General features: G+C 48.8%; 16 protein-coding genes. All 16 read left to right on the plus strand.

From position 1 onward, the window contains the following. The 16 genes from ACZM6M_RS02260 (at position 1) to ACZM6M_RS02335 (ending at position 12,289) form a co-directional block, all read left to right on the plus strand. Positions 1 to 339: a hypothetical protein gene (locus ACZM6M_RS02260; protein WP_489489556.1), complete on the plus strand. Its 339-nt coding sequence runs from the start codon at positions 1 to 3 to the stop codon at positions 337 to 339. A gap of 9 nt (positions 340 to 348) precedes the next feature. Further along, entirely contained in the window at positions 349 to 573 is a 225-nt protein-coding gene (locus tag ACZM6M_RS02265) for a hypothetical protein (RefSeq protein WP_489489558.1), read from the plus strand. Positions 574 to 577: 4 nt separating this feature from the next. Continuing rightward, entirely contained in the window at positions 578 to 964 is a 387-nt protein-coding gene (locus ACZM6M_RS02270) for a hypothetical protein (protein WP_173862390.1), read from the plus strand. A 272-nt stretch (positions 965 to 1,236) separates the two neighbouring features. After that, positions 1,237 to 1,443 (plus strand): hypothetical protein, encoded by a 207-nt coding sequence (locus tag ACZM6M_RS02275; RefSeq protein WP_012742957.1) that lies wholly within the window; start codon positions 1,237 to 1,239, stop codon positions 1,441 to 1,443. An 89-nt stretch (positions 1,444 to 1,532) separates the two neighbouring features. Next, a complete protein-coding gene (locus tag ACZM6M_RS02280; protein ID WP_489489561.1) occupies positions 1,533 to 2,129 on the plus strand; it encodes a MerR family transcriptional regulator in 597 nt (198 codons plus the stop codon). A gap of 279 nt (positions 2,130 to 2,408) precedes the next feature. Beyond that, positions 2,409 to 2,924 carry a hypothetical protein gene (locus ACZM6M_RS02285; RefSeq protein ID WP_489489563.1) on the plus strand — a complete coding sequence of 172 codons (516 nt, stop codon included), beginning with the start codon at positions 2,409 to 2,411 and terminating at the stop codon, positions 2,922 to 2,924. 273 nt (positions 2,925 to 3,197) lie between these two features. Next, complete coding sequence (locus ACZM6M_RS02290) at positions 3,198 to 4,616, plus strand: putative antirestriction adenine methyltransferase (RefSeq protein WP_302765536.1); 1,419 nt, start codon at positions 3,198 to 3,200, stop codon at positions 4,614 to 4,616. Further along, entirely contained in the window at positions 4,565 to 5,488 is a 924-nt protein-coding gene (locus ACZM6M_RS02295) for a ParB/RepB/Spo0J family partition protein (RefSeq protein WP_012742953.1), read from the plus strand. Before ACZM6M_RS02290 ends, ACZM6M_RS02295 begins: the two co-directional genes overlap by 52 nt. A 7-nt stretch (positions 5,489 to 5,495) precedes the next feature. Further along, positions 5,496 to 5,957 (plus strand): helix-turn-helix domain-containing protein, encoded by a 462-nt coding sequence (locus ACZM6M_RS02300; RefSeq protein WP_161117601.1) that lies wholly within the window; start codon positions 5,496 to 5,498, stop codon positions 5,955 to 5,957. Next, positions 5,957 to 7,405 carry a phage terminase large subunit gene (gene terL / locus ACZM6M_RS02305; RefSeq protein WP_118389538.1) on the plus strand — a complete coding sequence of 483 codons (1,449 nt, stop codon included), beginning with the start codon at positions 5,957 to 5,959 and terminating at the stop codon, positions 7,403 to 7,405. Before ACZM6M_RS02300 ends, terL begins: the two co-directional genes overlap by 1 nt. An 11-nt stretch (positions 7,406 to 7,416) precedes the next feature. After that, positions 7,417 to 8,895 (plus strand): phage portal protein family protein, encoded by a 1,479-nt coding sequence (locus ACZM6M_RS02310; protein ID WP_489489566.1) that lies wholly within the window; start codon positions 7,417 to 7,419, stop codon positions 8,893 to 8,895. A 184-nt stretch (positions 8,896 to 9,079) separates the two neighbouring features. Further along, complete coding sequence (locus ACZM6M_RS02315; protein WP_273391552.1) at positions 9,080 to 9,772, plus strand: phage minor head protein; 693 nt, start codon at positions 9,080 to 9,082, stop codon at positions 9,770 to 9,772. A gap of 4 nt (positions 9,773 to 9,776) precedes the next feature. Continuing rightward, positions 9,777 to 10,256 (plus strand): XkdF-like putative serine protease domain-containing protein, encoded by a 480-nt coding sequence (locus tag ACZM6M_RS02320; protein WP_489489568.1) that lies wholly within the window; start codon positions 9,777 to 9,779, stop codon positions 10,254 to 10,256. A gap of 85 nt (positions 10,257 to 10,341) precedes the next feature. After that, positions 10,342 to 10,554: a hypothetical protein gene (locus ACZM6M_RS02325; RefSeq protein WP_117483403.1), complete on the plus strand. Its 213-nt coding sequence runs from the start codon at positions 10,342 to 10,344 to the stop codon at positions 10,552 to 10,554. Positions 10,555 to 10,583: 29 nt separating this feature from the next. Then, positions 10,584 to 11,840, plus strand: coding sequence for a hypothetical protein (locus ACZM6M_RS02330; protein ID WP_117483402.1), 1,257 nt, complete (start codon positions 10,584 to 10,586; stop codon positions 11,838 to 11,840). 17 nt (positions 11,841 to 11,857) lie between these two features. Further along, positions 11,858 to 12,289 (plus strand): structural cement protein Gp24, encoded by a 432-nt coding sequence (locus tag ACZM6M_RS02335; protein ID WP_117483401.1) that lies wholly within the window; start codon positions 11,858 to 11,860, stop codon positions 12,287 to 12,289. Positions 12,290 to 12,307 lie beyond the last annotated feature (18 nt).

Genomic DNA, 12,307 nt, shown 5'->3' on the forward strand with positions numbered 1-12,307 from the left:
ATGCTATCTGAAAAAAGAATACGTGCAATCGTCAAAGACGAACTTAAAGAACAGATAAGGAAGCAAACGATCAGGATGCGAGTGCTGGATTCCTGCAACAGAGTGGCAGAAAGGTTCGGGAATCCAACCGGTGACAGCTACTACAGTAAATCGGAAGAAATAAAAGAGGCTATAGACAAAGAGTTAAAGTATGTAGGCAAGGTGTATGGGATAGAGATAAGGTCATACATTAGCACAAGGTACACGGATATATTAGGAGCTGAATGCAAACACGACGAGTATCATTTTGAAGTCAAGGAAAAAAATACGGATAAGTGGATAGACATTGATGAATGGTAAGGAGGCAATATGAATACATCGGAGAGTGATATGGAACAGGCAAAATTTGCGAGAGAGTGGGTACGAGCGCACGCTGCAAAGAAGATGGCAAAGTATGAGAAAAAGCTGAGAAGAGCTGCAAAGGATTTCTTTGGACATCCGGTAGCAATCGCATATTTGAAGCCTGGCGTGATGTTTGAGATCAAAGGTACCGGAGAAAAGGCAAAGATTGTAGCGGACGAAGAGAAAGGATAGCGATATGGCAAGAGGTTTCTTATACGTGTATGAGCGGATATACAAAGGAGAGACTGAGATGCAGACTGAGTTCCGGAAGATACCGGTCAACGGTAAGCGAACCTCAGTAGCAGATCAGAAGAGAGTCCGGAAGATTATCTCAGATAACGCATATAGAATAGCGCAGGAATGCTCGGTGCTGGTGAGCTATCCCAAAATGAGAATTGAAGGTACTGCAGTCAACCTGGGAGATGCGAACATCATGCTCCCGGACTGCAGAATCATCAGCATTGAAGAATTGAAGAAAATTGAGCGGGGGGGTGAAATAGGTGCGAAGGCACAAAGAGACCGAAGAGGAAGCGGTAAAGAGGCGGCAACAAATGTATGGATGCAATGGAAAGTGTTGCGATAGAGTAATTGATCCGGAAACGTGCGAAGGCCAGTATTTCATATGTGGTGGTATAGATACCTGCGACGAAACAAGGGTAGGCGAGTTTATAGGAACGGTAGGAGCAGTACTGTTTATCGTCCTGGCACCGATCATGTTTATAGCGGGAATAGTAGCTTTGATAGTGTTTGGAATATAGGAGAGCAATAATGGAATGTGATGTAAGAAAGGAGTGATAAAATCCCATGAGGTCCCATGATCCGTTCGGGACTTGCAGGAACTGCGGGTGTCATATTATGTGGGTTAAGACAAAGGCTGGAAAGAATATGCCGGTAGACCCTACGATGATCAGCTACCGCAGGCCAGGAGCAGGAGTGAAGGCAAAGGAGAAGATAGTTACGCCGGAAGGCGAGGTCGTATGTGCTGATAAGGTATCATCCGAGAGCGCAGAAGGCTTTGGCTACATATCACACTTTGCCACCTGCAAGGCAAGAAACCGTTGAGAAAAAGAAAAGCCGCCCCTTTGATAGGAACGACTCGTGACTGAGAATATTATACTCGCAAATGCGAGAAAAGTCAAGGAGGCGACATTATGGCAACGGAGAATAAGGAGAAGGCAAAGGGCGAAGCAATCTTCCCGCTAACGCAGGAACAGATCAACCAAATAGCTGCTATCGGTGCCAAGGAAGGTGTAAGGGCATACAAGGAAGAGCAGAAGAAGGAAGAGCGTAGGAGAAAGAAGGAAGATAGCAAAGTCAGAAAGACAAAGAAACTGCTCAGCTCGTACAGAAGAATCAAGGCGACATTATCGGATGGAGAGCAGTTTACTCCGGAGGAGCAGGCAGAACTGAGATGGAAGTTCGTTGAGGACCTTATGGGAAACACAAGAGAGATAGCAGGAAAGTCCGAGAGGACAATCAAAGATACGGAGCGCAAGCGTGAAGAAGATTTATACTGTGTGTTCCGGATAGAAAAAGCGACCGAAATGTACCGTGAGGAGTGCGAAAAGAGTGGAAGCGAAGAGGCGAAGCGTCGTTATAGGGAGTTAAGCATGATGTACCTGGACGAAAAACCTTACACGGTGCAGGAGATTTCGGAAGCAGAAAACATAAGTGATAAGACCGTCTACAAGGACATAGGAATAGCTTGTGGCATTGTGGCTATTTACTTACTGGGTGCGGATTTCTAAACGCTCCCTGTGGCTGCAAAACAACCTGGTAGAAAATGAGTAGGTTGCATAAAGAATTACCAAGTGGTAATATGCTAATTAGCCGATAACCCAAATGTCACCCCTAAAAATAGCCAGTTGTATTTCTTCCCAACGGCAGGCACGGCAGGGCGAAATCCCTGCCAGTTAGCCGAAGAGGAAATATGAACAATCGGTTAAATAAGGCTATTTCAGTGTACTTAGGCAGGTCTGTATAGTATAATAAAACTATAAACAACCAGCATAAAAGGAGTGATTGAGATGGCAATTTGGATTAGCAGGTATAGCAACAAGGAATTACAGAGTGGTAAGTATTACCCAGTAGGAATAAGCATCGGAACACCGAAGTTTCCGCTGGGGTACACGCTGAGAAAGCAGTGCTACTCGTTGGCACCGAAAGGCTATATGCTGAATATGGAGCTTGACAGATTCAAGCCTGCATATTACGAGAAGTTGGAAGGTATCGGCACAGACAGAATCATCGATATGGTCGAGAAGATGAATGCGGAGGCAATGGCAGAAGGGAAAGAACTTGTGCTTCTCTGCTACGAAGATGTGAGAGTTCCAGGAGACTGGTGCCACAGAACCGTATTCGCTGAATGGTGGGCGGAACAGACCGGAGAACTGATTGAGGAGTTATACGATCCGTCAGAGCCGAAGGTCAAGAAGCCTGCAGCCAAGAAAGAAAACAAGGAACCTGTCAAGAAGGTAGTCGAAACCAGGAAGGAAGAACCTGGTTACGAGCAGCTGAGTTTGTTTGGTTTGGCAGGGATTTAATCATAACATCCGGAACTGGTGTAAGTAGCACGTGGCTATTCCATAGTTAAGGTCCTGTTCATCGCAGGGTTCCGGTCCAAAAACAACGGCATCGCATCCGAAAGGGTACGGTGCCTTATTTGTTATCACGGAACGTACCTCAGTGTCCTTCGGGTCTGAGGTCTTTTTTGTGCAATATGCTGAGGCAGGTATCAAAAATCTCCGGGTCAGTACCAGGGAACCGCCTCGGCTTTTTGTATATATTGAACAATTTTTAGGGAAGGAGATAAGGATATGGCATTTTTTATGGACCCCGGAGCGATGTTCCTGGGGTGTTTAGGTCCGTCGGAGCAGAAGTTTCTCGTTACTCTGATAGAGACTGCAGCAAAGTCCGGATATACAAGGTTCGTTGAGCCGTGTGCCGGTACCTTTGCAATGGCGAACCTGGCAGTACAGAATGGGTTTAAGCCGGAGCAGATCGAGACCAGCGACGTCAATATGATGTCAACAGTCCTCGGGTATGCGATTACCGGCCAGTCATTAGAGCCGCTGGAAATACACGCACAAGGCTTTAGTGACGAAGAGCTTCTTGACCCGGCAACGGCATTGTATGCGCAGCTGTACCTCAGAACCTCGAAGAATGCGGGCAATGATTATTTCTATCAGATACTCACAGACCTACGCCTCAGACGAGAGGAACACATTGAGAGTATCAATCGGCAGATAGAGGTAATTAAGAACCTGCTCGGTGGCATGAGCTACAGACCATTGGATATGTGGGAGCATCTGAAAGAGGTGCTGGATGATCCGCACGCTTTGGTTATTGCAAACCCACCGACCTACTTCTCCGGCTATGAGAAGTTCTACGACACACAGGGCAAAATGACCTGGAAGGAACCGCCGTATGAACTGTTTGACCCGGAGACAGGGCACCAGCAGTTCTACGACCTCTGCATGGATGCGAAGGCATTGGTTATCTGCTACCAGGAGAAGAGAGTAGGCGAAGCCGTAGGATATACGATATACGCCCGCTCCGGCACGAGAGCAGATTTGAATGCTTACATCACTACGAACCGGGAGGAAGAGGCAACCGCCCTTGCAAACGGCAAGAAGATAAAGCGTCCAGCAGAGAGTAAGTTACAGCCGTTAGACTGCAGTATGCTTCCGAGAGATTATGTGATCCAGGAAGATAGCAAGGCACAGGTTATCCCGATCAAGTCGGCAGAAGCTCAGTATTACAGAGAGTTATGGACTCACAATTTTGTCGGTTCATCGGCGACGTTCAACAGGGCATTGCTGATTGATGGCTATGTGGCTGGGGTATTCGGCATCTCGAAGATGGCGGCAAACAGCGTATTCGTTTGGTACGTGATGAAGGTGCCACACAAGACATACCGCCTCGGCAGGCTGTGTTATATGCTGGCGCAGAACAGAGAGTTTGTAGATACGCTCCTGGACAATATCGAGCAGGAGAAGGTCACAAAGATGCGCACCGCAATGCTTACCAGGTACCCGGAGAATAAAGAGGTACGAGGCATCATGAAACTGGTAAACAGGGTTGAGGACAAGAAGAACGGCTACAAGCTCACGTATGAGGCTGAGCTGGTAGAGGGAAGAACTGAACAGCAGACGCTTCAAGAATGGCTAAGGAGGGAAAACGAATGGCAGAAGAACAGAGCAAAGGCATCCAGCAAATCGAAGGATGCGAAGTAATCTATGATATGGGTTCCGGCTTGGTGATCGCCAAGGTTCCACTGGATAAGGTTAAGGAGCAGGACATCAACGCCAGGATAATGAAAAACGAGATGCAGGATCAGTTGACCGCCAATATCAAGAAGCGAGGACAGCTGGAAAGCCTGCCTCTTTTTGTTTTGGTGGATGGCAAGCTGGAAATCATCAGCGGCCACCACAGAGTAAAGAGCGCACGTGCTGCAGAGATGAAGGAAATCATCGCTATTGTCGATGTGTCCGGTCTCTCACGAAGCAAGATTGCGGCAAAGCAGCTGGCACACAATGCAATTTCCGGTTTCGACGACGACAGTACGTTGAGAGAAATCGTGAAGATGATAGACGATGTGGACGATATGATTGAGTCATTCGTCGGCAAGGAGATCATGGAAGAACCGCTGGAACAGTACGACAAGATGCTGAGTCCTGCGGTTCAGTTTGATTTTAAGAATGTGACGTTTACGTTCCTTCCGCACCAGGTAAAGGATATGGACGCACTGGTTAAAGACCTGGAATCAAAGGCTCCGGACATTGTGGGCGTGGCATCCTACGAGCAGTGCAAGGGATTTGTGGAGACACTTAGCAAGTATCAGAAGTTTACGGACATCCGGAACGTCGGTGCGGCTATCCACTCCATGATTGAGAACGCCGCTCAGAAGATGGACGACTGCGGTTTCACAGAGGAAGGAGAATGGACCTACCTCGCTAAACTGTTTGGCAGTAATGCGGTACCGGGTGAGTCCGCTTCCGTTATTCAGCAGGCAATCAAGAAAGCTGAGAAGGAAGGGACAATCACGAGTAAGAACAGGTGGCAACTGATCGAGTACCTATGTGCCGACTACCTCAGTGGCAGGTAGTTAATGTATGGCAGCTAAGCCAAAATACAATGCCCCTTACCACGATAACTGGGCGTGGTCTTTGGCTGCAATGGGTGCCACCAATGAAGAGATCGCCCTTGCCATGGGAGTCTCCGAACGAACCATTATGCGATGGGCCAAGGAACACGAATCATTCGGCAAGGCGCTTGGAGAAGGTAAAGGCGTATCAGATGCGAAGGTAATAAGGAGTCTCTACGAGAGAGCTACCGGCTATGAGTACGAGGAAGAGAAGAAAATCATTGAGTATGACAAGGACGGCAATGTGAAACCGGTCAAGATCGAAAAGACCAAGAAGCACGTACCGCCGGATGTCACGGCTCAGATATTTTGGTTGAAGAACCGTCAGAGAGACCGCTGGCAGGATAGACCACAGGACTATGTGGATCAGACCGGCGACAATGACGCAGAGGTTCAGATTTACCTTCCGGATAATGGGAGGGACGATTGATGAAAGAGAAAATCGTATTAGCTCCGCAGAAAGGACCGCAGGAAATGTTCTTAGCGACCTCTGCGGATATTTGCATTTATGGAGGCGCTGCAGGCGGAGGAAAAACCTTTGGACTGCTGTTAGAGCCGCTTCGATACATGAACAATCCGGACTACAACGCGACTATCTTCCGACGTGACTACACGCAGGTAACATCTCCAGGAGGCTTATGGGATAGTTCACGAAAGATTTACCGCTACGTGAAAGGTTCCCAGCCGTTAAAGACACCAAAACTACACTGGACTTTCAAAAGAGGCGCATCGGTCAATTTCGCCCACCTCGGACGTGATGAAGATTGCGACGACTGGCAGGGTTCACAGCTCACGATGATAGGATTTGACGAGCTGACGCACTTTAGCGAGTACCAGTTCTTTTATATGCTGTCTCGAAACCGTACAGATTCCGGTGTAAAGCCGTATGTACGAGCAACCTGCAACCCGGACGCAGACTCTTGGGTTGCTGAGTTTATTTCCTGGTGGATAAACCAAGAGACTGGCTACCCGATACCGGAACGGTCGGGAGTGATCCGCTGGATGGTGCGACTGAATGAGGTCGTTACCTGGTTCGACAGCAGGGAAGAGGCAGTGCAGGGAGCCATCGAGAACGGCGTCAAGCCGGAACAGGCTGAGACGATGCCTAAGAGCGTGACGTTCATTGCGAGTACGCTGCATGACAACAAAATTCTGATGAAGAATGACCCGGGATATTTAGCCAACCTGCAGGCAATGGCTCTTGTGCAGAGAGAGCGACTACTGCATGGCAACTGGAAGATTAAAGCCGCCGCAGGCTTGATGTTCAAGCGAGTAAAGGTAAATATGCTGGAAGAGATACCGCCAGATGTTATCAAGTGGGCAAGAGGCTGGGACCTTGCGGCAACATCTGAGGATGAAAAGGGAGACCCGGCATACACAGCGGGCGTGCTGATCGGAAAGAGAAGAAACGGACGGTACATTGTGGCCGACGTTATCAATCGCCGGTTGAGTTCGTCCGATGTGAGAGAAATTATAAAGCAGACCTGCATAGCTGACAGGGCGAAATACGGAAGGGTAGCAACAAGGCTTCCGCAGGACCCAGGCCAGGCAGGTAAAGACCAGGCACAGAGTTTTATGAAGCTCTTGGCTGGTTTTACTGTTAAGTGCATTCAAGAGTCCGGAGACAAGGTAACGAGAGCAGAACCGTTCTCGGCACAGTGGTTAGGACTTGAAGGCATGGATAAGGGCAATGTTGATGTGCTGATCGCACCGTGGAATGAAGAGTATTTCAACGAGTGTGAGAACTTCCCACAGTCCAAATTCAAGGATATGGTGGACGCAAGTTCATCGGCATTTACGGAGTTAGAGAGTGGTGCTACATACTCAGCACCGCCTAAGGATAGCCAGTTAGGCAAGAGCAGTTATTGGAATAAGTGAGGTGAGAACAGATGGCTAACAAAGAAATCGGTCGCATAGGTCAGCGACGCTACGGAGGAACAATCTACGAGGAGTTCCTTCATGAACTGAGAGGCACACGAGGAATAGAGGTCTACCGTGAAATGTCAGAGAATGACGATGTGGTAGGTGCGATCCTCTTCGCTATCGAGATGCTGGTAAGACAGTGCGACTGGAATGTAGAGCCGGGAGGCGATACCGCAAAGGACAAAGAGGCTGCAGAGTTCATAGAAAGCTGTATGCACGATATGCAGGACACCTGGACGGACACAATTTCGGAAATCTTATCTTTCCTCACTTACGGTTGGAGCTTCCACGAGATCGTGTATAAGCGCCGCATGGGAAATACGAAGAACCCAACCACGAAGAGTAAGTACACGGATGGCTTGATTGGATGGAAGAAATTGCCTATCAGAGCGCAGGAAACGCTCTACCGATGGGAATACGACAACGAGGACAATCTGCTGGGAATGACTCAGATGCCGCCTCCGGACTTTGGTACCTACACGATACCAATGAGTAAGGCTTTGCTGTTCCGTACAAAGAGCAGGAAGAACAACCCGGAAGGACGAAGCATTTTGAGAAATGCTTACCGATCCTGGTACTTCAAGAGAAGAATCCAGGAGATTGAAGGAATCGGCATTGAAAGAGACCTTGCAGGACTCCCGGTAATGCACGGACCGGAAGGGTTAGACCTTTGGAACGATGATATTGAGGACAACAAGCAGACACGAATTGCGCTGGAAAATATGGTAAAGAGCATCCGTCGAGACGAGATGGAAGGCGTGGTACTTCCGGCAGGATATGAGTTGGAACTGTTAAGTTCCGGCGGCACCCGACAGTTTGACACGAATGCGATCATCAACCGCTACGATACCCGAATTGCAATGACGGTACTGGCGGATTTTATTTTCTTAGGGCATTCAGAGACCGGTTCCTGGGCGTTGAGCTCCGATAAGACGGAGTTGTTCGCTATGGCAATCGGTGCATTCCTAGACATGATCTGCGAGACATTCAACAGCCAGGGCATCCCGCCGTTGATCGATATTAACGGTGAACATTTTGCAGGCATCACGGAGTACCCAAAGATGTCCCACGGCGACATTGCAGATGTGGACGTAACGAAGGTTGCGGCATTCATCAAGGATATGACCGGCATCGGAATCCTGGTACCGGACGACGGACTGGAAGATTACATTCGCCAGGTCGGACACCTGCCGGAGAGAACAACGGACGACAGGACGATAGACCAGCGGCGTAAGCAACAGGCAGAGCAGAACCAGCCACCGGAACCTGAGACAGCCGCAGGAAGCGATGGAAACGACGAAGGCGAAGAAATACCCGACAATGTGGTAGAAGCCGCTAAAAGGCGATTAGGAAGGAGCGGTACAAATGGCAATAAGGTTCATACGGCCAAAGCGAATACGCAAGGCAAAGACACCGGGCAGTCAAGAAGTCCTACGCAGACTTGAAGAGTACCTGCAGAGTGAATGTGACGAACCGGTTGAAATCCTATGCGGGTTTTGGCAGGATCAGCAAGACGCCATCACGTACCAGGAACTCCGAAAGGCAGTAGCGGACGGAAGCCTCAGCAAAGAGACGTTAGAGGCTTGGCAACAGGATTACTCAGTGCTTGTTGCCGAGAGATTGCAGTCAATGTGGACGCAGGCAATAGCGGCGGGACCAACCGGGCAACCAATCCTGGACGGTCTCGCTTTTGAGTTTAACACTCAGACACCTGGCGTTCTTGACTGGATCAGTGAAAGAGGAGCTGAGTTTGTTACCCGATGCACAGAAGAACAGAAGGACGCAATAGCGGCACTCCTGGAAAAGAAAATGAGAGAGAGCCACACAGTAGATGAACTGGCAAGGCTCATTCGCCCGTGTATCGGTCTGACAGAGGGTGACGCAAGAGCAAATGCCCGGTATTATGACAATATCGTGGCTACGATGCGAAAAGAGCATCCGAGAATGAAGGTTGAGAGCATCCGCAGGAAGGCATTGGACGCTTCTCAGAAATATGCAGAGAAACAGCACCGGGCCAGGGCATTTACAATCGCTCAGACCGAGAGTGCTTTTGCTTATAACCGTGGAGCAGATGAAGGCATACGCCAGGCACAGGGCGAAGGGTACCTTGGGACAATGGTAAAGCGGTGGAGTACATCCGGAGACGATTCGGTGTGCGACATCTGCAATGCACTGGAAGGTACCGAGGTAGATATGGACTCCGACTTTGATTTCAAAGGAAAGGTTCTGTTTGCAGGGCAACATATGTTACCACCTGCACACCCAAGATGCGCCTGCGCTATCGAGTATATCGAAGTGGCTGCGCCGAGAGGAAGGAAGTGAGAAAGTGAAGAAGTTCTCTGATTTCATCAAGAAGTCTGCAGAACCGCAGAGGAAAGAGCCTGCCGGTAATGTGATTAAGGGCAGGTTTAAGATTGCCAAGTCCGACGACGACAAGCACCTGGCATTTGGCTGGGCGAATGTTGCTATCCGTGCTGACGGAGAAGAAATTGAGGACTGGCAGGAGGACATCATCGAACCGGAAGAACTGGAAAACGCAGCATATCAATACGTGTTGCTCTATCGTGAAGGCGGAGAAATGCACGAAAGAGGCGGTGCTGCAGTCCTGGTTGAATCCGTGGTATTCACGGAAGAGAAAATGCAGGCAATGGGAATCCCGGCAGGAACCCTTCCGATTGGTTGGTGGATCGGCTTCAAAGTAACCGACGAGGATGTATGGGAAAAGGTTAAGGATGGCACATATCCGATGTTCTCAATCGAAGGAGAAGCCGAGAGAGTCGAAGTAGAAGATGAAAACACCTTGTAAAAATGGGGCGTATTGAGTTTTTCAGCAGTCTTAACCTTATAATTCCACATACGAGAGTGTAATAAGGGCATAGGTAGTTCACATTATGGAGACAAATCTAAGCAAAAAGAACAAATTGATAAAACAGATCAGCAAGGCATCCGATATGGTGCCTTTTTCTGATTTCCTGCTCGAATTTATGGACCGCTACGGTTTGAATAACCTGCGAGAGTCCACAGTAGAGCAGTTAGAAGAGTTTATCAGCAACAGAAACATCATTCCGTTATTAGGAGAGGCACCGCAAAGGTGTCTTTTTTAATATAAATCTTGCGGAAAGGAGGAAGCAAAGTGGCAACAAAGTTAAAAAATCTCAGAATCAGCAAGGTTGATTTTGTAGATGAAGGTGCAAATCCGGATGCTCACATTAAGCTAACAAAGAGTAAAGGCGAAAAGGGGCAGTCCACAGGAGAGAATGGCGATAAGAATGGTTTTGTCAGCCGATTGTTCGGTTTCATCGGCAAAAAGGCCGGCATGAACCAGGAAGAGATCGACAGTGCAGTAGAGGAAGTTCTGAAAGGCAACTCTGTTAGTTTCAACGAGCGTTTCAATGAAATCAAGAACAGAAAGATTGCTGATGAAATTTGGGATATATGCTACGCACTGCAGGCAAGCCTCTGTTCGATTCTGAATGACGAGGAGCTGGATAGCACCGGCGCAGCAACAGCGATGAATGAGAGCCTTGACGAGTTCACTGCAGTAGTGAAGGAAGCGATTAGCAACTGGTCCGGCGGAAAGGTAATCAACATCGTAAAGAGTGACGAGGTGACGGAGAGTGACCTGGCAATGATGAAGTCTGCGGCTGCAAGGCTGAATGACAACATCGAGAAGGCACAGACCGCCGCTGGAAAGCCTGCCGGAGAAGGAGACGATCCGGAGGTAGACACAGAGGACAAAAAGGACCAGGGCAAAAAGAAACAGTCGAAAGGAGACAACGAAGATATGAAGATCGACAAGAGCAAAATGACCCAGGCTGAGCTTCTCATTCTCGAAGATATTGAGAAGAGATACGGCGTGGCAGACGACCCGGCTCAGACAGAGCAGACTCCGGAGGGAAAACCTGCGGTAACAAAGTCTGTTGAGAAGCCTGAGCAGAACCAGGAAACACCTGCCGATGGCGAGGACATCTACAAGGGACTCAATCCTGCTGTTAAGGCAGAAATCGAAGCACTCAGAAAGTTCCGTGAGGATGCTGAGAACAGAGAACTTGAAGCCGTAGCGGGCAAGTATGAAATCATCGGCAAGAAGAAAGAGGAGCTTGTACCTATGCTCAAATCTCTCAGAGCTACCGGTGGAACTGCATACAACGATATGATCGCCGTTCTTGATGCCACCGTGGAAGCGGTCAACAAGTCCGGCGTTTTTTCCGAGGTAGGCAAGTCCGGCCACGGCTCTGTGCACGTAAGTGATGCAGAGGGCAAGATCGAAGGTATCGCCAAGAGCTATATGCAGAAAGAACCTTCCATGAGCTATACGGATGCGCTGGCTAAGGCTTGGGAAGATAACCCGGACCTTATGGACGCATACGACGCTGAGGAAGGATTTTAAGGAAGGAGGAAAAGACCATGGCAAAGAGAAACTTCAACGGCTCACAGATTAACCAGTCTGTGACAATCGCAGAGCAGGCCGGTGCTGCTATCGACGATGTGAGAAACCTCATTCTCAAATATGACGAGAATGGAGATGTAGTCGTAGCAACCGACGGCACAGCACCTATCGTAGGCATTGCAATTATTGAGGCAGGCTATAACGACATCTCCGGAGCAGAGTCCGGAAAGGTTGCAAAGGGCGACCAGGTAGATGTTCAGATTAAGGACATCGGCTACATTCTTGCTGGCGGAGCCATCAAGAAGGGCGAAGAGGTAACTGCAACCGCAGGAAAAGCAACAAAGGCAGCTGACGGAGATTATGTGATCGGCGTGGCGCTCAGCAATGCAGCTGAGAATGACTATGTGAGAGTTCAGATTTCCAAGTATCAGAAGAATGCCGCAAAATAAAGAAGGAGGAAATGGTAA

The organism is Enterocloster sp. (assembly GCF_057861365.1).

Bases quoted from the DNA above. Each gene is read 5' to 3' on its own strand.
- ACZM6M_RS02260 (WP_489489556.1), top strand. From the start codon at position 1: ATGCTATCTGAAAAAAGAATACGTGCAATCGTCAAAGACGAACTTAAA.
- ACZM6M_RS02265 (WP_489489558.1), top strand. From the start codon at position 349: ATGAATACATCGGAGAGTGATATGGAACAGGCAAAATTTGCGAGAGAG.
- ACZM6M_RS02270 (WP_173862390.1), top strand. From the start codon at position 578: ATGGCAAGAGGTTTCTTATACGTGTATGAGCGGATATACAAAGGAGAG.
- ACZM6M_RS02275 (WP_012742957.1), top strand. From the start codon at position 1,237: ATGTGGGTTAAGACAAAGGCTGGAAAGAATATGCCGGTAGACCCTACG.
- ACZM6M_RS02280 (WP_489489561.1), top strand. From the start codon at position 1,533: ATGGCAACGGAGAATAAGGAGAAGGCAAAGGGCGAAGCAATCTTCCCG.
- ACZM6M_RS02285 (WP_489489563.1), top strand. From the start codon at position 2,409: ATGGCAATTTGGATTAGCAGGTATAGCAACAAGGAATTACAGAGTGGT.
- ACZM6M_RS02290 (WP_302765536.1), top strand. From the start codon at position 3,198: ATGGCATTTTTTATGGACCCCGGAGCGATGTTCCTGGGGTGTTTAGGT.
- ACZM6M_RS02295 (WP_012742953.1), top strand. From the start codon at position 4,565: ATGGCAGAAGAACAGAGCAAAGGCATCCAGCAAATCGAAGGATGCGAA.
- ACZM6M_RS02300 (WP_161117601.1), top strand. From the start codon at position 5,496: ATGGCAGCTAAGCCAAAATACAATGCCCCTTACCACGATAACTGGGCG.
- terL (WP_118389538.1), top strand. From the start codon at position 5,957: ATGAAAGAGAAAATCGTATTAGCTCCGCAGAAAGGACCGCAGGAAATG.
- ACZM6M_RS02310 (WP_489489566.1), top strand. From the start codon at position 7,417: ATGGCTAACAAAGAAATCGGTCGCATAGGTCAGCGACGCTACGGAGGA.
- ACZM6M_RS02315 (WP_273391552.1), top strand. From the start codon at position 9,080: ATGTGGACGCAGGCAATAGCGGCGGGACCAACCGGGCAACCAATCCTG.
- ACZM6M_RS02325 (WP_117483403.1), top strand. From the start codon at position 10,342: ATGGAGACAAATCTAAGCAAAAAGAACAAATTGATAAAACAGATCAGC.
- ACZM6M_RS02335 (WP_117483401.1), top strand. From the start codon at position 11,858: ATGGCAAAGAGAAACTTCAACGGCTCACAGATTAACCAGTCTGTGACA.